General features: G+C 61.5%; 18 protein-coding genes. 7 read left to right on the top strand and 11 right to left on the bottom strand.

What is annotated here, in order from left to right; genetic code table 11:
* Positions 1-3: 3 nt before the first annotated feature.
* On the bottom strand, positions 4-657 hold the full coding sequence (locus tag C7G61_RS19195) for a DUF1028 domain-containing protein (RefSeq protein ID WP_108517119.1): 654 nt from the start codon (positions 655-657) through the stop codon (positions 4-6).
* Between the two features lie 39 nt (positions 658-696).
* On the opposite strand from C7G61_RS19195, the gene C7G61_RS47465 reads away from it, so the two are divergent.
* Positions 697-1,284 (top strand): M20/M25/M40 family metallo-hydrolase, encoded by a 588-nt coding sequence (locus C7G61_RS47465; RefSeq protein ID WP_108517117.1) that lies wholly within the window; start codon positions 697-699, stop codon positions 1,282-1,284.
* Here C7G61_RS47465 and C7G61_RS19185 read toward each other — a convergent pair.
* Positions 1,217-5,263, bottom strand: a complete 4,047-nt coding sequence (locus C7G61_RS19185; protein ID WP_244608363.1) for an AfsR/SARP family transcriptional regulator — start codon at positions 5,261-5,263, stop codon at positions 1,217-1,219. The two genes, C7G61_RS47465 and C7G61_RS19185, sit on opposite strands and share 68 nt — an antisense overlap.
* A 224-nt stretch (positions 5,264-5,487) precedes the next feature.
* Between C7G61_RS19185 and C7G61_RS19180 the strand changes: the two genes are divergently transcribed.
* From C7G61_RS19180 to C7G61_RS19165, 4 genes are all read left to right on the top strand, one after another.
* Positions 5,488-6,633 (top strand): helix-turn-helix transcriptional regulator, encoded by a 1,146-nt coding sequence (locus tag C7G61_RS19180; RefSeq protein ID WP_108517114.1) that lies wholly within the window; start codon positions 5,488-5,490, stop codon positions 6,631-6,633.
* 178 nt (positions 6,634-6,811) lie between these two features.
* Positions 6,812-7,087: a hypothetical protein gene (locus tag C7G61_RS19175; protein WP_145963653.1), complete on the top strand. Its 276-nt coding sequence runs from the start codon at positions 6,812-6,814 to the stop codon at positions 7,085-7,087.
* A gap of 135 nt (positions 7,088-7,222) precedes the next feature.
* Positions 7,223-7,549: a hypothetical protein gene (locus C7G61_RS19170; protein WP_145963652.1), complete on the top strand. Its 327-nt coding sequence runs from the start codon at positions 7,223-7,225 to the stop codon at positions 7,547-7,549.
* Between the two features lie 173 nt (positions 7,550-7,722).
* Positions 7,723-8,202: a DUF6647 family protein gene (locus C7G61_RS19165; protein WP_338026097.1), complete on the top strand. Its 480-nt coding sequence runs from the start codon at positions 7,723-7,725 to the stop codon at positions 8,200-8,202.
* Between the two features lie 430 nt (positions 8,203-8,632).
* Here the strand turns inward: C7G61_RS19165 and C7G61_RS19160 are convergent, their stop codons facing one another.
* The 4 genes from C7G61_RS19160 to C7G61_RS19145 form a co-directional block, all read right to left on the bottom strand.
* Positions 8,633-8,827, bottom strand: a complete 195-nt coding sequence (locus tag C7G61_RS19160; protein WP_108517105.1) for a hypothetical protein — start codon at positions 8,825-8,827, stop codon at positions 8,633-8,635.
* A 420-nt stretch (positions 8,828-9,247) separates the two neighbouring features.
* On the bottom strand, positions 9,248-9,454 hold the full coding sequence (locus tag C7G61_RS19155; RefSeq protein ID WP_108517103.1) for a hypothetical protein: 207 nt from the start codon (positions 9,452-9,454) through the stop codon (positions 9,248-9,250).
* A 316-nt stretch (positions 9,455-9,770) separates the two neighbouring features.
* Positions 9,771-11,132: an amidase gene (locus C7G61_RS19150; RefSeq protein WP_108517100.1), complete on the bottom strand. Its 1,362-nt coding sequence runs from the start codon at positions 11,130-11,132 to the stop codon at positions 9,771-9,773.
* On the bottom strand, positions 11,129-12,307 hold the full coding sequence (locus C7G61_RS19145; RefSeq protein WP_108517098.1) for an MFS transporter: 1,179 nt from the start codon (positions 12,305-12,307) through the stop codon (positions 11,129-11,131). The genes C7G61_RS19150 and C7G61_RS19145 overlap by 4 nt, the downstream gene beginning before the upstream one ends.
* Before the next feature lie 44 nt (positions 12,308-12,351).
* On the opposite strand from C7G61_RS19145, the gene C7G61_RS19140 reads away from it, so the two are divergent.
* The gene (locus C7G61_RS19140) at positions 12,352-12,693 is read left to right on the top strand and encodes a hydroxyisourate hydrolase (protein WP_108517096.1); all 342 of its coding nucleotides are present in this window, start codon (positions 12,352-12,354) and stop codon (positions 12,691-12,693) included.
* Between the two features lie 8 nt (positions 12,694-12,701).
* Here C7G61_RS19140 and C7G61_RS19135 read toward each other — a convergent pair whose 3' ends face one another.
* The 4 genes from C7G61_RS19135 to C7G61_RS19120 are packed head-to-tail and all read right to left on the bottom strand — an operon-like array spanning position 12,702 to position 16,568.
* A complete protein-coding gene (locus C7G61_RS19135; RefSeq protein WP_108517093.1) occupies positions 12,702-13,517 on the bottom strand; it encodes an ABC transporter permease in 816 nt (271 codons plus the stop codon).
* 3 nt (positions 13,518-13,520) lie between these two features.
* Positions 13,521-14,384 (bottom strand): ABC transporter permease, encoded by an 864-nt coding sequence (locus tag C7G61_RS19130; RefSeq protein WP_108517091.1) that lies wholly within the window; start codon positions 14,382-14,384, stop codon positions 13,521-13,523.
* Between the two features lie 11 nt (positions 14,385-14,395).
* Entirely contained in the window at positions 14,396-15,439 is a 1,044-nt protein-coding gene (locus C7G61_RS19125; RefSeq protein WP_108517089.1) for an ABC transporter substrate-binding protein, read from the bottom strand.
* Between the two features lie 34 nt (positions 15,440-15,473).
* Entirely contained in the window at positions 15,474-16,568 is a 1,095-nt protein-coding gene (locus C7G61_RS19120; RefSeq protein ID WP_108517087.1) for an ABC transporter ATP-binding protein, read from the bottom strand.
* 85 nt (positions 16,569-16,653) lie between these two features.
* On the opposite strand from C7G61_RS19120, the gene C7G61_RS19115 reads away from it, so the two are divergent.
* Positions 16,654-18,042 (top strand): amidase, encoded by a 1,389-nt coding sequence (locus C7G61_RS19115; protein ID WP_108517084.1) that lies wholly within the window; start codon positions 16,654-16,656, stop codon positions 18,040-18,042.
* Here the strand turns inward: C7G61_RS19115 and C7G61_RS19110 are convergent, their stop codons facing one another.
* Entirely contained in the window at positions 18,043-18,792 is a 750-nt protein-coding gene (locus C7G61_RS19110; protein ID WP_190241884.1) for an aspartate/glutamate racemase family protein, read from the bottom strand.
* Positions 18,793-18,794: the final 2 nt, after the last annotated feature.

The raw sequence follows: 18,794 nt of genomic DNA, 5'->3' as shown, positions 1-18,794 counted from the left end.
CGTTTAGAAAGATGGCGCTGCGCCCGGATTCATCGCGCGTGCGATATAGTCTTTCTGCTGCGGCCGGTAGCGTTCCCACAGCGCGCGCAATTCGCCGATCGGCGCATCGTGCCAGTCGACACGCAGATCGACCACCGGCCAATCGAAGATGTGAGCCACATGCAGGCCTGCGGCATGTTCGTCGTCGGTTTCGCCGCCGGCATCGAGGCCGGCTTCCAGCGCCGACATCAATCGCTCCGCCAGCAACTGGCCGGCGGTTTCCTCAAAACGTGCGATCATCACGCTGGGCACCTTCTCATCAACAAGCAGATTGCCGAGCGCGAGGCAGCCGGTGCCTTGTGCGATCGCTGCGGTTGGCAGCGCCTGCGTGCCGGAATGCCATGCCACCTGACCATAGCGGTCGATCACGCCGACCTGCCGCCACGTCGGCTGCGGCGTACCGAGCGTCAAGTTGTTGAGCACTGCAGCCGCACCAAAACCCTGACGCAACTGCGCGAGACCGGTCGGGCCAAGCGCCGGGTCGGTCGCATTCTGCGACACCACGAGGCCCAGAGGTCCTACCCAGGCGCAACGCGCCGGCACGGCAATGCTGGACGAGGTGATGGCAATGCCGAACGCGCCGGTCTCCGGACAGCGCGCCGAGATGGAATAGGTCATCGTGATGCTCCCGCAATTGTAAAAGTATTGGGACTATAGATGATCGATAAGGTAGCTCAAATACTTTGCGAGCTGATCAGTATTGAAAGTATAAGTGCGAATTCGAATCTCGATATCATCGCATATATCGACAAGATACTTGCGCCGTCCGGTGTGTCCGCGCGGTGTGTGCTATCGTCCGATGGACGCAAGGCGTCGTTGCTCGCGACCATTGGTCCGGCGGATAGGCCGGGACTTGTTCTCTCAGCGCATACGGATGCGGTGCCGGTGGAGGGCCCGGCCTGGACCGTGTCGCCATTCGCGGGCGTCATTCGCGATCAACGCATCTATGGCCGCGGCGCCACCGATATGAAGGGCTTTCTGGCGGTGGTGCTCGCCAACGTGCCGCGTGACGTTTCTGGTGCGAAACTGGTGCGGTCCGCGCACGTCGCTCGGGTGGCCGGTCCTCTGAAGGGTTTCGGATGCCGGCCGCCGAAACACGCGGTGCCATCTCCCAAGTGGCCGGCGTCCGAAACACCTCACACAAGTGGCCATTCAGCAATGGGCCATCCAGTCAGACCTATGCTCTCAATTGAGCAAGCAACGCTTTGGCATCTTTCAGGTCGGCTGTGTCGAAGCCCTCGGTGAACCAGCCATAGACAGGCGCAAGTAGATCACGGGCTTCAACATGCCTCCCCTGGTCGCGCCATAGCCGCGCGAGGCTCGTGGCGGCGCGAAGCTCAAACATCCTGGCGCCCTGCGCACGGCTCACGTCCAGCGCCCTACCAAAACACTCTTCCACATCGGTCAACGAATGTCCCGCGGCGCGCCGCACCTCGCCCTCATTCCGGTGAAGCTCCGCCTCCCAAATGTATTGTTCGGAGCGCTGTGATCTTTCTCGCGCATCGATGCACAGTGCCAAAGCTGACTGGAAGTCGCCAGCGCGACCACGAACCTGGGCCAACAGGCTCGTGAAGAGCGGAACAAGAAATGTCAGATTCTTGGCGTCGACATCGGCAATGCCCTTTTGCATCAGAGAAATGCCGCTCTCCGGTCCACTAGTCCATGAGAGGGCCCAGCCCTCAAAAATGATCCCACTGCTCCGCCATGCCAACACGCCGTGCTCCGTCGCAAGAGCATTCAAGGTTTGCGTATGAGTTAGCACTGCGGCTGCATTTCCGAAAAGCTGCTCAAGCGCGGCTCCCGCTAAAAAGTGGACGAAACCAATTGTGTTGACGTGATTGAGTTCGGTAGCGCAGCTGAGAGCTCGTATCTGCATTTTTGCTGCACGATCGGGGAAGCCTGAAATCCATGCGACTGACGCTAGCAACGCTAATGCAGACGCGAATGGATCAGTGATGTACCGGGCCGCAAGGGATCGGTCACGCTCGGGATCGTACAGCGCAAGAGACTGCTCGAGTTCTTTCCGAGCCAGTCCAAGTTTTCCAAGCTGATACAACACAATCCCGGTTCCACGATGTGCCATCAGCTGCATCACCCGGTCGCCTTGGCGGATGCCTAGCGTCTGGCAGCGTTCTGCGAATTCCAGCGCCTTGTAAGTGCTGCCGGTCGTATTGCAGTAAGAGAACTGGGCATAGAGCGACGCAAACAGGTGTCCGACATTATCCAGCTTCTCGGAGAGGAGAATTGCGCGCTCGCTCGCAGCCCCGACCTCAGGACTTGAGTATCCACTCACTGCCACCAACGGTGTGCCTAAGGTGATCTGGAAATCGAGCTCATGGCGATCGCGGTCCTCCGACTCCGGGAGCGTCCTCAGAAGCGCCAATCCCCGTCCAAGATGGCGGACTGCTTCCTGATCAGCCGAGCGCTCGGTGGCGCGTTGACCCGCCTTGAACCAATGGCCGATCGCCTCCGTCGCAAGCTCGGCCTCGGTGAAATGATGGGCGACGGTCTCGGGCAGGGTTTCGGTCACCACCGGGAACTGCTCGACCAGCACTTTGGCGATGCTCGCATGCAGTTGCCGCCGCCGACTCTTGAGCATCGTGGCGTAGGCGGCGTCCTGCACCAGCGCGTGCTTGAAGGCGTAGGTCGCGATCGGCGGCGTTCCGCGGCGGCAGATGAGACCGGAGACCGCCAGCCGCTCGAGCGCCGCGTCGAGGTCCTCCGGACTCAAAGATGCCACAGCGCTAATCAGTTCATGGGAGAACTCTCGTCCGATCGCGGCGCCGATCTGCGCCACACCCTTGACCGAGGCGAGGCGATCGAGGCGCGCCACCAGCGAGGCCCGGAGCGTCGTCGGGATCGCGAGCGGCAACAGCGGTCCGTCGAGCACGTAGCGGTCCGCAGTCTCACGCAACAGCCCGCTCTCCAGCAGAGCGCTCATCAGCTCCTCGATGAACAGCGGCACACCATCGGCGCGTGCAAGCACCTGCTCGACGACCGCATCAGGCAGCGCCTTGCCCTTGGTGACGCCGACAATGATGCCGGCGCTATCGCGACGGCCGAGGCGGCTCAGGGGCAGCGTCGTCACATGGGGCTGGTCGACCCAGGTCGGCTGGAATTCCGGCCGGAAGGTGACGACCAGCAGCACCGGCATGGTAGCGGCACGGGCAATCAGTCGATCGAGCAGGTCGAGCGATGTCGGATCAATCCAGTGGATGTCCTCGAACAGGATCAGGACGGGGCGCAGCGCCGCTGCGCCGTCGAGCTGGTCGAGAAGCGCCGTGAACGTCATCTCTCGCTTCTTCTGCGGGCTGACTGCCAACGCGGGGTACCGCTCGTCGGCCGGCAGCGCCAACAGCTCGGCGATCAGCGCCACATCGCGCGGTACATTTTTAGCCGTTGGCTTGAGCAAGGCCTCTAGCTTGTCGAGCTTCGTTCTGTCGCTATTCCCCGGTTCGAAGCCCGCGGCCCGCTCGAGCTGCGCAATCAGCGGGTAGAGCGGGCTGTGCGTATGGTGCGGCGAGCAGAAATAGCGAAAGCGTGCATACGGCTCGCCCTCGCGCGTGGCCAGGCTTTCAGCAATTCGCGACTTGCCGATGCCGGGCTCGCCCGAAAGCAGCACGACGCGACCCTCACCGAGCTTGGCTTGATCCCAGCGGCGCAGCAGCAGCTCAATCTCTTCCTGCCGGCCAACGAGCGGGGTCAGCGCGCCCGCGCGCCGCACCTCGAAGCGGCTAACGCCGGCCGTCTCGCCGCGCACCTGCCACGCCTCCATCGGTTGCGGCAGCCCCTTCACGTCGATAGCAGCAAGCGCGCGGCAGTCGAACATCCGCCCCGCCAGCCGATGCGTGCCGGCGGCGATCACGACCTCGCCGGGCGCTGCCGCGGCCTGCAGCTGCGCTGCCAAGTTTGGCGCCTCGCCGATCGCAACGCACTGCTGTGTGTCGCCGGTCCCTGACCGCTCGCCGATGACAACGAGCCCGGTGGCGATGCCAACGCTCACCTGAACAGTCACGCGTGGAGACGCTTTCAACGTGCCGATCGTGTCAAGGATGGCAAGGCCCGCACGCATGGATTGCTCGGCGTCATGCTCGCCAGCAGCGGGGTAGCCAAAATAGACGAGCACGCCATCGCCCAGGTACTGGGCGACAAATCCATCGAAGCGCGAAACAACATCGGCGACCGATTTGTGGAAGGCGGCGATGAGATCGTGCATGTCTTCAGGGTCGAGGCGCGCCGAAAGCGGCATCGACCCGACCATATTGCAAACCATGATCGTCAGCTGTCGCCGCTCGGGGCTTCCGGAGTCGACTGCCACCGCAGACGATGCTTCATCGCCGTCCGCTGCGGGATTGTCGGCGTTCTCGTGGTCTCTCATATTGCCAAAGGGCAACGCCACAATCGATGACCGGTCGGGCTGCGGCAGCGCGGGCCTGGCGATCTCCCTTTCAGCGGACGACCTGCCCGGCGGCTCCGTGGCGCGAAGCTCGGCGGCGAGCGATCTGGTCGCAGCATCGGGCTCCGTGTTCAGTTCGCGCTTGAGCAGCGCAACGAGGTCCTGGTAGTGCTTGAGAGCCTCGGCCTTGCGTCCCGTAGCGGCCAGCGCCCGTACCATCAACCGGTGGGCGTCCTCGCGCATGTTGTTGAGCGCGATGGCGCGCTGGCCGGCCTTCAGCGCCTGTTCGGCACGGCCAGCGGCCAGATCTTGTTCGCCGAGCCCCATCATGGCGCCAAGGGCAAGATCCAGCAATCTCTCGCGTTCACCAGTCAGCCATTCGTTCCAGCCCTCCTCGCCTACGCTAACGTCGTCGATCAGCCGACCCCGGTAGAGATCGGCTGCCGCGCTCAACGCATCCCGGCTACCGTCACGGACCAGGGCCTCGAACTGGCTGACGTCGCATCGGACGGCCGCCGCATTGAGCGATACGACCTCACCATCGCTCTCCAGAGCGTCCTCGCCGAGCACTTTGCGCAGCCGGAACAAAGCCTGGCGCAGGTTCTGCCTGGCCTGCGCGTCGAAGCGGGAGCCCCACAACAGGGCCGACAGCTTCTCACGCGACTGCGGCCGGGGCGCGTTGCAGGCCAGATAGGCCAACAAGCCTGCAAGCTTCTTGCTCGGCAGGTCGACCACGCCATCCGGTCCGGTCAGCTCAAAGCCTCCCAGCAGCGAAAGACCAAATTTTGGAAAAAGCACGCCGTCCATTGGCGCACGCGGAATTTGCACGATGAAGCTCCTCCTAGGACACAATTTCTACGCTTTTCTTGGCCCTCCGAGCAAGATTAACGCCGTTGTCACGCCGAACTGACGCCGGTGACGACGGCGGCAGGGCTCAATTGGCGAGGTACCGGGCATACCGGCCGCCAGAATCGGAGGACCACCATGCGCTCCGTCGGGATCATTGCATCCCTCGGCGCACTATCGAGTGGCGCTGCCAGGGAGGGCTCTACGTGATCGGTTTGGACGGTGTCTCCGCCCAGCAGCTATCCGACACAATCGGCGCGATCTACGACTGCGCGCTCGATCCGCATCAGTGGCCAGACACTTGCCGGGAAATTGCCGATCTGTGTGAAAGCACAGCGGGCGGAATATGCGTTCACGACATGCGGCACGTGCAAAATGATCAGTTATTCGTGTTCGGATACCGGCCGGAATTCCTTGAAAAGCTGGGAAGCCACTATGCACAAAGTCCAATGGCAGCAGCGGATATCGTCTCGAAGATCGGTGACGTTAGTGCTCTCTCTATGATGCGCCTCGAATTGTTGGGAAGCCGTTTCGCTCGAGAAGTGCTGGAGCCGTTCGGACTACTGGACATAATCTGGTTCCCGGCGTTGCGGACTGGCGGTCGCATGGCCTCCATGCATGCCTCACGGAGCGAGAAGGCGCCGCATTACCAACAGCTCGAGATCGGCCTGCTCAAGCTTCTTTCCCCGCACGTCTGCCGTGCCCTCGCCATCTCGGATGCGCTCGATATCAGGGCGCTGAGGTCGGAGATGTTGGAAAAGACGCTTGATGCGCTTGTCACAGGTGTTTTCCTCACGTCACGCGATGGCCGCGTCGTCTATATGAATGCCGCTGCCGAGAGGCAGGTCAAAACCGGCAGCTCCATTCGCATCGTGAACAACCGGATTTCTCCCACCGATCCCGCCACGCGCGCTGCGCTGTCGAAGGCCATTGACAAGGCGTCGCGCGACGATATCGACCTGGATACAAGCGAGCATTCCCTTGCGATCCCCGATGTCGATGGCGCCGGCTATGTCGCAACCCTCCTTCCGGTCGATCGCGGTCAGCGCAGCGGCATTATCGCGCCGTTTGCAGCATCGGTAGCTGTGTTCACAAAGGATCCTGCTGAGGCGCCGCTGATGCCGGGTGAGGCTTTTGCCAGGCTTTACAGGCTGACCGGCGGCGAACTCCGCGTGCTGCTGGCGCTTACTCAGGGGTTGGGCGCCAAGGAGGCAGCCGACATGCTCGGCATCAGCGAGCCGACCGCGCGCACCCACCTGCAGCACATCTTCTCCAAGACCGATACGACCCGGCAGGCCGATCTCCTGCACCTGTTGCAGAACTCGACGCCTCAGGTTCGGGCCCCACAGTAGCCGGTTCATTAATTCCTGAGGCGGCCTGCCTCTTGATCGGCACCGCGTCCTATGGGCGACGGGACCGGCGCAATTGCGATCTGGGCTGGGGCCGACGGGCCCGGGCAGACGATCGGAAGGCAGCACACAACAGCAGTACCAGCCTCATTGGTTCCGATGATGCGGCGGCGGCGGTCGATTGCATAACATCAAGCATCGCCAATCCCAGGCACGTGCAACCGAAGGAACCGTCATGCGCGCACATCCCGTTGTCGCGGTCGCCACACTTATCCTGGTCGGGGTCGGGGTGAAGCTCACCTTCTTTTCCGCGCCGATGGCTGCGGCAGACGTACGCTCCTCCAAAAGCGCGAGCATCGACGTCGCCGAGATACATCGAGAGATCAAAGATCTTCCGGTGGAGAATTTTCACGACATGACGTTCGCATTTCCAGTGGCGATTGATCGCACGATCTAGCGCCTCCGAGACGCGGGCGTTGCCTTTCTTCTTAATACTCACACCCGGAGCGGCAATCGATATTGAGCAGTGAATCTTTAAGCGCCTTCTTTTCAAAAAAAATCATCGCGGACCAAACTGCCTCAGGAGGTTTTCTTGCAAATTTACAGAAATAAACTTGGTCACGCCGACCATGCCATTGCGCGGCTGCCTTTGACATGGTGGGAGCGCGCCTGCTTCCGGTCAAAGCTGCGCACGGATATGAGGGACAGATCTGATTTTCTACGCGATATCGGCATCGACGCGCTTGAAGCGCATGCTGAAGCGTGCCGCTTTTTCTGGCAACCGATCACGCTGAAGCGCCTGCCAATCCTGGATTATGCCCCTGCAACTGCCGCCATCGCGCGGTCAGCCGTCGAGGCCATTGGTTCCAGATTTTGTGCTGACAGCGCATCAAATCATCAGGCTGCCGTGGTGTCCTGATAATGAAAAACACTTCGCACTCTTCGGCCGTACTGCCGCCTCTCGCTTCGTTTCACGTTTTATCACGTCGGCGCTGCACAGCTCACGGCGCCTCCAGGCGGGTCGAATCCTGCGTCAATACGAACACTTGATCGCGCCTTCCGAGCAATCCGCTCCACGCCAATCTAGCCAGGATTCCGAAACTCGGGAAATGCTCGTCACCAGCAGGCCGGCTCAACCGAGAGGTCGTTTCCTTGGATAGCCTGATCGCAATCTACATCGCATGGATCGTTGCCCAGACCGGTTTGTCGGCTCCCGATCATCCGCCGATCCACTTCGTGACACCGACGGAAATGGCAATGCGACATAGCTCGCCGGAAAATAGCGGGCTGGAGTTGCAGGCGCTCTATAATCGCAACAAGGGCTCAATTTACCTGCCGCAGGAGTGGCGACCCAATGATCTGCGGCAGAAGAGCGCCCTGTTGCATGAATTGGTGCATCATGTGCAGCGGTTCAACAAGATGGAGTTGCCTTGTCTCGCCGCGCTTGAGCGCCAGGCCTACGACCTACAAATCAAATGGCTGCGCGAACAAGGGGTGGACGATCCTTATGATCTGATCAAGACAAACGAGCTCACCGTCTACTTGGTGAGCACTTGTCGTGACGGATCATAGTCGCTTGCGACAAGAGCTGGTTCTCAACGGTTTCGGCAGGGTGAATTGAGTGATCGACCGCGCGCCGGTGCAACTTCGATTGTCCGGATTTTGCCTGCAATCGGCCGAACAGCCCTTTGTCGGGCAGGGCCAGGGGCGTTTTACAAATGGCGCAATGATCTAGTAGTGCCCCTGATTTGCCCGACGTGTCAAAATGTTTTCGCGGAGTTCGCTCAAAGCATCCATGCCGGCGGCCACCATGCTACTTTGCATGGGGTTGTTTTCGATATTTTGGGCGGGAGCGGCACCAGTCCGCCTTCGCCCTTACAGGCATCTTGAGTCGATTCGAAAATCACGCTGGATGTTGAGTGTTGAGCCTCGACGGTCCTACTAGATGTCGCCACCCACCAGCGCCGGTCGACTGCAGAGGATGCAGTCCAAAAGCTTCATTTCACCAGGCGTTTGGAAGCTCGCCGTCCTTGTGCGCACCTATCCAGACGTCCTGTTCGAGATTCGGCTTTTCCAGTCCGAGGGCCGCAAACGTTTCGTTCGGCATCATCTGCAGGGCGCCGAACACCGCCAGCCGGTGAGTGCCGTCGATGGGGCTCAATCCTTCGGGTCGGCGGATGATGATGATCGGCGCCACCGGGAACGTGCCGGCGTTCAGCGTGTAGTGAAAAATGTTGTCCCAGCGACGTTTGGTGCTCTCACTTGGCGCGCCGCCTGATATCGTTGCGGATCTCCATTACGTTCGCCTGCGCTCTCGGTGACACGGAACGTTGACCGAGCGGCCGCCCCAAACGATGGTGGCCGTATAGTTCGGCCGGCGGCCATCCCATGCCTGCGTCGTTCGCAAGCTCGATCAACCATCGATCACACGGGCTGGCGTGACGGCATGTCGCGGCTGAGTCAGGGCCTTGGCTCACCAAACGGCGTCGCGGAGCGCGTCAATCAAGCTCTTAGCGGCAATGTGTGATGCACGAGGCACTGCGGGGCATCCTAGCGCGGTAACGCTGTAGGCCAATGTTCGGCTGAACGGGCGCGCGAATACGCGCGGTGGGGGACTTCACTCCCCGTGGCCTCTTCCGGTTTCTGCTAAATTATCTGCGGGGCCGTCAGTCAGGTTGGACGGAGCAAGCCCCCTCGCGTAGGGCGTGGTCATGGCGTCGTAGTTACTCGCGAGACGCAACAGACGTTTCTTGATGAAGGGGTCGGCTTCTTTGGCAAGTTGCCTGATATGCTGGGCTCGCTCTCTATAAAACGCGTCGTCCATCAAGATCCCCAAAATGTGGCACGTCCTGAATCCGGCGGGCAGTGGCTTAGCGCCGGTTAGCAGACCCTGGAAAACGCTGGTGTGAACGAGATCACAAGGGCATGCAAAATGATCGATTGGTGCAATTTTGGCGGCTCGGCACGAATTTTCGTCGCACGAAATGGAGTTGGTTCAAGCTGAATAGCAAAGGTACAACGGACCATCGGGCGCAACGGCAGCTTCTGGCGCTAAGCGGGCATTGACCTGTGGATGTTCGATTTGGCCAACTCACGCTTGAAGAATCCAAAACCAGCTTGCTCATGATAGCTGGGACAAGTCAGCGAGGAAGCGTGCGTATCTCAGCCTCAATGCGCATTGCCGCGTGCAGCAACATCCAGTCCCGTCTCCTTCGTGCGATGATCTGAATACCAAACGGAAGGCCGCTACGATCGTGCCCGCAGGGAACTGTAATTGCGGGCAAGCGCGCATGATTGACGAAAGGCGTGAAGGCGGCGTGAGCCCGAGGGCTTACTTCCTTGCCATCGACCATTTTGGGGCCCAGTTGTACAAGAGGCCAGGCAACACAGGGAACGGTCGGGGCGAGCAGCAGGTCGAACTCGCAAAAGAATGCGGCGAACGCGGCTCTGATTGCGGCACTTGCGCCGAGGGCGGCAGTTACCTCCACTCCGCGCAAGGAGAGACCGCGTTCGATCTGCCTGGCCACGTCGGGGTCGAATTGCGCCGGATCTTTTTGGAAGGCCGCGCCGTAGAGCCCGGCAAGTCCCACATGCTGCAGAGGCATCAGCGCCTCCTCGGTTGCGCCTTGCGGCCAGACTGGGTCTCGACGGACAATTCGCAGTCCCTTTTCGCCGAGATGCTCGACGATGGCCTCGAGCCTTTCGGTGATGACGGGATCGACGGGGATATCCAGCGCGAGCTTTGGCGAGAACGCGATGCGTAACTCCGACGATTCTGCATCTGCGGACTCAACCAGCGCGGAAGCAGAATCGCGGACATCGGGGCCGGCCATCACCTCGAATGCGAGCGCTGTGTCCGCGACGTTGCGAGCGATCGGTGCGATCACGGATATGTCGAAGAACGGCTCGGCGAACCCCGGGCCATATGGAATGGCACCATATGACGGCTTGAAGCCGACAACGCCGACATGGGCGGGAGGGCGCCGGCTCGAGCCGCCAGCGTCGGTGCCGATTGCCAGCGGTACAAGGTCGGCTGCGACAGCCGTTGCCGGGCCGCCCGACGAGCCACCGGGTGTCAATTCCGGATTGAGCGGATGCCGTGTTGGCCCGAACAGCAACGACGTCGTTACGCCTTTGCAGGCGAATTCAGACGTGGCGCCCATGCCCACAACGATAGCTCCCGCCTTCTTCAATCGCTCGACGGCAATGGCGTCGCAGGGCGCCACAAAATCGGTAAAAAGCCGAGACCCCTGCGTCACCCGCCAGCCGTCGACCCAGATATTGTCCTTGATGACAACAGGGACGCCGGCAAGAGGCATGCTTTCACCGAGCTGCAGGCGACGATCTATCGTGGCCGCGTCCGACAGCGACCGCTCGGTGTCCACGGTCACGACAGCGTTGAGCGCTTTGGCGGCAGCGATGCGATCCAGCGCGGCGCGAACGATTTCGACAGCTGAGGCGCGCTTGCTCGAGACTGTGGCGACGATTTCGTGCGCATTCATCGTGCGCCTCCCCGGATGAGTGCTGCCGTTCCACCAAACGCGAGGATCGCGAGGCCGACGAACGCGCTGGCAAGGCCGGCGAGGGCCTCAACGGCTGACATCAGGACCGGCGTCACCAACAAGCCGGCATACGAAGCTGTCAGCACAGCTCCAGTCGTCTCGCCGATGCGGTCTTGCGGTGCAAGCCGGGCGACCTCCGCGAGAAAGATACCGTTCCAGCCGCTGGCCGTGAGACCAAAGGCAGCGGCGAGCACATATTGTCCCGATTTGCTGAGCATGTCGCCCCATAGCCCGAATACGGCTGCACAAGCGGCCATTCCCAGCCCGAGGCTGATCAATACCAATCGCACGGAGCTGACACGCATCGCCAGGAGGCCCCACCCGAGGCGTCCCAGCAAGCCGCCGGCTTGCGCGCAGGCAAGCGCGGCCCCCGCTTCGAGATGGCTGAGCCCGAGTTCGCGTACACCGAGCGAGACAAAGTAGGTGTTGAGGGCGAGCTGCATTCCGCTAAAGGGCATCGAAGCCGCCGCGAGGGCAGCGATACGCCGGTCAGAGCTTACCAACGCCAACCGTGCGCGCATACCGAGTTGCGGAGGCGCTCGCGCCAACCCTTCATATCGGGGGCGTAACCACTCGAATACGATAATCCCGCCGATGGCACAGACGCCTACCGTTGCAAAGGACCACTGCGGGGCAAGCCAGATAGCGATAGCGGGCAACGCAAGCGAGCCGCAGACCGCACCAATCTGATTGCCGGTCTGGCGCACCGAGAAAACCAGGGGACGCCGCTCATCGGTAACCAGGTTGCCCAACAGTGCCGTGCTGGCCGGGGTCTCTGGACCAAAGGCGAGCCCGAGGCAAAGCCCTGCGACAAGCAGTGCAGGACCTGTTCCTAGCGCAGCGAATGACATGCTGGCGACCACCGCGCCGGCGCAGAGGCTTGCCATGCGAAGAGACCCGATGCGGTTGATCAGGCCACCCGTCCAAGAAGATGTGACCACGCCGACGGCGAATACGGCCGTAGAGAATATCGAAAGGCTGGGAATATCGAGATGGGTGGAGGGGGCGACAGCTCCCGGTGCAAACAGCGCGAGCGCCACGAGCGCCTGGAGCCACGTCATGGCCACTAGTGCTGGCAAGAGTGCTGGCTGACCGGCCGTTGGTGCGTGTATCATCTGCCAGTGCCTGGCAGACAGGGGACCAAGGGGCAGGAGCGAAAATGGCCGGCGGAATATCCATTCATGCAGTCGATGTCGCAAGCGGGCGTCCGGCCCAGGGCTTGCGTGTCGAGATATGGCGCATCGAACCCGCGCCTACGCGGATCGCTGAAGGTCGACTTGGCTCGAACGGCCAGCTCGATCATCCAGTAGTAAGCGGATCGGGAATCAAGGCTGGTGAATACGAGGTTCACTTTCACCTTGGTGAATTCTTCGCGGGTAGCGCTGGCGCCAGTTTCCTCACCACCGCGCCTTTCCGTTTCAGGATTGAGGAGGTGGATGAGCATTTTCATCTGCCAATGAAGTTCACCCGCTGGGGCTATTCCCTGTTTCGGGGAGCGTGAGGCGCGCGTCAGCTGGTCAAACGCTTCGAGAGGCCGGTGACACGCTCCATGATCGCCATGAGCGCCACCGTAGCGATGATCAGAACACCGGACAATGCGGCGATCGTGACGTCGAGTTTGCCTTCAAGATCCTGCCACATCCGGATCGGCAGCATGTCGGTGGCAGCGTCGCGCAGGAACAGCGAGACAGGCACATTGTCGAACGAGGACATGAAGGCGATGAACGCACCGGCAATCACCCCAGGGCGGATCAGGGGCAATACAATCCTCCGAAAGGTGTAAAAACGGCTGGCGCCGAGAATGGCTGAACTTTCCAGCAAGGTCGTCTCCAGTTGGGCGAGCGCCGCCACCGTGTTGCGCACCACATAGGGAACGCAAACAACGGTGTGGCCGATGACCAGCGTGAGCGCGGATACCGGCAGGCCTACCAGCGAGAACAGCATCAGGGCGGAGAGCCCAAAGGCGAGCGCGGGAAGCACCAGCGGCGACATGAACAGCGAGTCCAGTACGCGTGCCGATAGCGTAGGCGAGCGTGCAATGGCCAGTGCTGCGGCAACACCGAGCACGATGGACAGGCCAGTCGACCACATTGCGACGACAAAGCTGTTCTTTGCGGCAAAATGCAATTGCCATGCGTCCCACAGCTCGCCGTACCATCGCGCCGAATAGCCCGGCGGCGGGAATTTGAGCGAGAATCCGTTGGTGAATGAGACGATCAGGACGACAAGCGAGGGCGCGATGATGACGATCAGTGCGATCAGCGCGACCGCCGTCATGACGACTTCGAAGCTGATGGCCTCCCAAGTGCGTTTCCGGCCGCCCATCGGTCAGGCTCCACCATATCCGCGCGACAGCCGGCCTAGCATGCCGAATACGGTCACGACGGCGAGAACCGCAAGAAGAAAGATGATCGAGATCGCGGACGCAAATGGCCAGTTCTGCAGTGTCGAGGCCTGCTGGTAGAGATACATCGGCATGAAGAGCATTTGTCCGCCGCCGACGAGAGACTGCGTGATGAAAGCCGTGATGGCAGCGGCGTAGGTGAGGGTGCAGCCGGCGATGACGCCGGGCAGCGACAACGGCAGGACTACCCTCCAAAAGGTACGCCAGCTTCCGGCACCGAGGGAGCAGGACGCATCCTCGAGGTTCATGTCAATTCGCCCGAGCGCGGTGATGAGCGGCAACGTCATCAACGGCATTTGCACCTGGGCGAGAGCAAGCACCACCCCGGCCTGGGTATAGAGAAGGCGAATTGGTGTGTCGATTGCACCGATCGAAAGCAGCGTCGAGTTGATGATGCCCTGACGGCCCAGTATGACGATCCACGCAAAGGTACGTACGACGACACTCGTCAGGAGGGGCAGCAAGACGATGAGGATGATGAGCGTCTGGGCTCGCGATCCGACCCGGTGGTAGAGCCATGCGATGGGAAAGCCCAGCACAAGGCACAAGGCGGTCACTTCCGCGCCCAGGAGCAGCGTCGAGCCGAGTACGCTCAGGCTGAATGGATCGGTCAGGAAATGAACGTACTGGCCGATGCCCCAGACGACACCGGCCGCATCGTTGTGCAGCGACAGAACGAACAGCTGCACCAATGGCGCGACAAAGAAGAACAGGAAGAATAGAGCCAGCGGTGCGGCCAGCCCTATGCCGTATGATGTGACGTCGCGCGGCACCGATGCGGCAGCCATCGTCGTGGTCCTCAGAGCTTGATTTCGCGATTGAACCGTTCAATCCAGGCGGAACGCTGCTCGTTGATCTTCTTCCAGTCCTGGAAGACGAACTTCTTCTTCAATTCCGCCGTGTCTTTCGCCAGCACGCGGGCGATCTCGCCGCCCATCGGGACCTTGGAATTCGTCGGCACGATCAGATACGGCGATTTCATCAGCGTCGTCTGTACCTCCGGCGAGAGGGAGGCTTCGATGAGCTTGAAGGCGAACTCCTTGTTCGGCGAGTTCTTGACGACATGGATCGTGGTCTTGAAAGCGATCGCGCCTTCCTTGGGTGCCACGAATTCAACGGGAACGCCGCGCGCCTTGAGGATTTGGATGGCATTGAAATTACCGGGCGAGATATCGATCTGCCCCTGCTGGAACAACGTCGCCAATGCACCCGGATTGGCTGCGACCGCGGCCAGATTTGGCTTCAGCGCTTCCAATGCCTTGAAGGCCGGGTCGACATTGGCTTCCGAGCCCCCATGCATCTTGGCGATTTCGACAAGCCATCCGGTGCCGAGCGTCGAGTTTAGATTGGTGATGCCGACTTTTCCCTTGAACTCCGGCTTCCAGAGATCGGCCCACGAGGTAGGCGGAGTTTTGACCGTGTCGGGATTGTAGGTGAGCCCGACGACCTGGAAGAACGGTGCCGGCCCCGTCGGCTCCTGTGCTTCGGCAATGAGGTCCTTGTAGTAAGTACTCTTCTCGACCGGGAACGCTTCGACGAGGTCCTGCCCGATCGCAACAAGGGCCGGACCGGGATCATGCAGCATCACATCGATCGGCGGATTGGCACGCGCCGCGTTCACTTTTGCGATCTGGTCGACGGACAGCATCGGGTCGAGCACGATCGATGCATCGGCGTTCGCCTTGCGGAAGGCTGGCACCAGCACCGCTTTGTGGGCCTCCTCCCAGCTACCCGTGAACGTTGCAAAAACCAGCGGGCGGGCCTGGGCATAGCTTAGTCCCGGGAATGCCTTCATGGCCCCGAGCGTCAATGCGGTCGTTAGAAGTGTTCTGCGATTGATCATGAGGTTTTACTCCCGTTGTAGTCTGACGCGGTTCTCAAAGTGATGCCGGAAAAGCGGTAGCGAGAGCAGCAGCGAGCGGTGCAACACGCACCGCAACGCCACTCTCCAGCAGGCGTGTATCGCCGAACCGCGCCTGGGATATTTTCACGCCCGAACCATCGGCCGTTGTTACTTCATGTACGACAGTGGCGCCGAGCGGCAGGGCCATTCCGACCACGCCGGCGAAGCCGGAATCGTCGGTCACGAACTGCAAATGCTCCGGTCGAATGCAAACCGTGACACGGCCGCCTTCCGCCATCGACTTTGACGCGGGTCTCGCGATGATGTCGGCACCGGCGTCGAGGCGAACTTTCGCGCCGGTCGGATCGGCCGACACCAGTGTGCCGGGCATGCGGTTGGTGGAGCCGACAAACGTGTTCACGAACAGGGTTTGCGGACGGTCATAGACGTCGGACGGCGATCCGAACTGTTCGAGCCGGCCCTGGCTGAGAACCGCGACGCGGTCGGCCATCGACAACGCCTCTTCCTGGTCGTGCGTCACAATGAGTGTCGTAATGCCTGACACCCGCTGCAATCGCTTGACTTCGATCTGCATATCGAGCCGCAGATTCTTGTCGAGCGCCGCAAAGGGCTCGTCGAGCAGCAAGATCGATGGCTGGATCGCCAGTGCGCGCGCCAATGCCACGCGCTGTTGCTGGCCTCCGGAGAGCTGGCGCGGCAAACGTTCGGCCATCGCGGGAAGCTGGACAAGTTCGAGCAGGCGCTGCGCTTCGCGCCGACGTGTTGCCGTGTCGACGCCGCGGGCAGCGAGGCCATAGGCGACGTTCTCGGCGATCGTCAGATGCGGAAACAGGGCGTAATTCTGGAAGACGATGCCGACGGCGCGCCTGTTGGGTGGCAACCTGTCGACGATGTCGTCGCCGATAATGATCCGCCCCTGGGTTTGAGCGATAAAGCCGGCGACGATGCGCAGCAGCGTGGTCTTGCCGCAGCCGGACGGGCCGAGCAATGCGATGATTTCGCCGCCCTTCACGTCGAGATTGATATTTTCCACTGCGATCGCGCCACCGGGATAGCGGTGCGTGATCGCGTCCAGTACGAGCGAACGACCGCCCTTTGCTTCAGCCATGGGGCATTCCTCCCGACATTGGTGGGAAAGCAAATCCCATGCCTGCGCTATCGTCATTTCCGCGGAGTTCGTGCATTCTTGCGCCATGACAATTGAAGCCAATCCTTGCGAATTGACGGCCGCTGCTCTGGCCAAGGCTTTGACACGGCGTGAGATCTCCGCGCGTGCTGTGCTGGAGGCCCATCTCGCGCGCATTACCGCGCGCGACGCCCAGCTTTCGGCCTTCATTACGGTCGATGCCGACGGTGCGCGCCGTCAGGCCGATGCATGCGACGCGGCAGGCGCGCCGATGGGCCCCCTGCATGGTCTGCCAATCGCCGTGAAGGATCTGACGAATACCAGGGGATTGCGCACGACGTGTGGATCGCTGCTGTTCCAACACAATGTCCCCGAGCAAGACGAGCTTGTGGTCGCGAGGCTTCGACAGGCAGGCGCTGTGATTATCGGCAAGACCAACACGCCGGAGTTCGGCTTTGGCGCGGTCTGCACAAATCGGCTGCGCGGGCCAACGCGGAATCCCTTCGACCTCGCGTTGACTTCCGGTGGCTCTTCGGGCGGTTCTGCTGTCGCTGTCGCAACGGGAATGGTTCCTCTCGCTCACGGCACCGATTTCGGCGGCTCCGTGAGAACGCCGGCAAGTTTCTGCGATGTGGCCTCGATCCGCCCGACACCCGGCCGGATACCGGTTCCTGCGCGCGCCCTTGGCTGGGACATGCTCGCTACGCACGGTCTTCTGGCGCGCAGCGTTGACGATCTCGAACTTGCGCTCTCCGCCTGCGTTGGCCCCGATGTTCGTGACCCGCTGTCGATCGGCACTGAGCCTCACATTGGGTCTGACGCGGGACGGCCGCAGCTCGCGGTCACGGCTGATTTCGGAGTCGCACCGATTGCGAAGGAAGTTCGCTCGCGCTTTGCTGTGGCTTGCGATGCGCTGTCGCAGATCGCCGATGTCGAAGAGGTCTCTCCCGACTGTGGGGGCGCCATCGAAGCTTTCCGTACGCTGCGGGCCGCCCATGTTGCTGACAGCTATGGCACACTGCTGCGCGACCGGCGGGCCGAACTCACGCCGACTGTCATTTGGAACATCGAGGCGGGCGCCCAACTCACGGCGCAGGATTATCTCGCCGCCGAGCGGCGGCGCACGGTGGTCTTCCGCAGTTTTCGCGGCTTGTTTTCCCGCAAGGACTTCCTTGTCGTGCCCGCGGCATCGGTTCTTCCTTGGAAGAACGACGAGAGCGATGTGATGCTGATCGACGATATGCGCCTCGAAACGCCGATCGACTATCTCGCCGTCACCTTCATCGTCTCGCTGGTCGGCTTCCCGGTGCTGACCTTGCCGACGCCGAGACACCCGGATCAGAAGCCGTTCGGCGTTCAGATCATTGCCGCCCCGGGGGAGGAGTCCAAATTGTTCGCATTCGGCCGTCGGATCGAAGAGCAATTGGGCTTTTGTCATCGTCCGCCACCCATCTGATCAAGTGTCGCGATGTTCGAGGCGGGCGGCGAGCGGAGTTGCGAGGCCGCTCGACGGTTTCGCGTCGGGCCGGCGAAATGTCCCCGCGCTCGCTTTTCGCAGCCGGAGCGCGTGCAGGGCTTCGACCTGTTTCACAGCTGCAACGACCTGATCGATGACAGGCACCGGAATTCGATCGGCGACCCGCTCGGCCAGTCCCGACAAGGGCGCGCCGGCTAGGATAAGGACGTCGGCTTCATCCTCCTCCACGGCGCGCTTCGCGAGTTCGACCAGAAGGTCTTCCTTTTCGGCCCCCACCTCGGCGATCTCACGGAACGGGTCATCGAGCATGCGGATGCCCGCACATCGTTCCCAGAGCCCGTGGGAACGAACGCATTCCTCGAACCAGGGGCCCAGCGCCCGGGCGAATGTCACAAGGCCAAATCGACGCCCAGCCATGCATGCCGTGAGCATCGCGGCCTCGGCCATGCCGACGACGGGAATGTCGAACAGTTCCCTGGCTGCAAACAGTCCGGGGTCGCCGAAGGCCGCGATGATCGCACCGTCAAATTCCCGGTGTCGTTCCGCGAGCATTTCCAGCGCTACGGCGCCACCGATCTGAGCTTCGGCGCGCGTCGATATGTAGGGCACGCCGCGCGGCGCGGTGAGAGGTATCAACGATGTTCCCGGTGCAGCGGCACGCTGTCCAACCTTCAGCATGAGGTCGGTGATATCTGCGCGTGTGTTCGGATTAAGCAGCAGGATATTCATCG

It is taken from the genome of Bradyrhizobium algeriense, assembly GCF_003062295.1.
Taxonomy (GTDB): domain Bacteria; phylum Pseudomonadota; class Alphaproteobacteria; order Rhizobiales; family Xanthobacteraceae; genus Bradyrhizobium; species Bradyrhizobium algeriense.
The sequence above is the reverse complement of the archived record's forward strand: the minus strand, read 5'-3'. Positions and strand labels throughout refer to the sequence as shown.

Bases quoted from the DNA above. Each gene is read 5' to 3' on its own strand.
- C7G61_RS19110 (WP_190241884.1), bottom strand. From the start codon at position 18,792: ATGAATATCCTGCTGCTTAATCCGAACACACGCGCAGATATCACCGAC.
- C7G61_RS19145 (WP_108517098.1), bottom strand. From the start codon at position 12,307: ATGATACACGCACCAACGGCCGGTCAGCCAGCACTCTTGCCAGCACTA.
- C7G61_RS19125 (WP_108517089.1), bottom strand. From the start codon at position 15,439: ATGATCAATCGCAGAACACTTCTAACGACCGCATTGACGCTCGGGGCC.
- C7G61_RS47465 (WP_108517117.1), top strand. From the start codon at position 697: ATGATCGATAAGGTAGCTCAAATACTTTGCGAGCTGATCAGTATTGAA.
- C7G61_RS19155 (WP_108517103.1), bottom strand. From the start codon at position 9,454: ATGGACGACGCGTTTTATAGAGAGCGAGCCCAGCATATCAGGCAACTT.
- C7G61_RS19115 (WP_108517084.1), top strand. From the start codon at position 16,654: ATGACAATTGAAGCCAATCCTTGCGAATTGACGGCCGCTGCTCTGGCC.
- C7G61_RS19130 (WP_108517091.1), bottom strand. From the start codon at position 14,384: ATGGCTGCCGCATCGGTGCCGCGCGACGTCACATCATACGGCATAGGG.
- C7G61_RS19140 (WP_108517096.1), top strand. From the start codon at position 12,352: ATGGCCGGCGGAATATCCATTCATGCAGTCGATGTCGCAAGCGGGCGT.
- C7G61_RS19120 (WP_108517087.1), bottom strand. From the start codon at position 16,568: ATGGCTGAAGCAAAGGGCGGTCGTTCGCTCGTACTGGACGCGATCACG.
- C7G61_RS19135 (WP_108517093.1), bottom strand. From the start codon at position 13,517: ATGGGCGGCCGGAAACGCACTTGGGAGGCCATCAGCTTCGAAGTCGTC.
- C7G61_RS19195 (WP_108517119.1), bottom strand. From the start codon at position 657: ATGACCTATTCCATCTCGGCGCGCTGTCCGGAGACCGGCGCGTTCGGC.
- C7G61_RS19150 (WP_108517100.1), bottom strand. From the start codon at position 11,132: ATGAATGCGCACGAAATCGTCGCCACAGTCTCGAGCAAGCGCGCCTCA.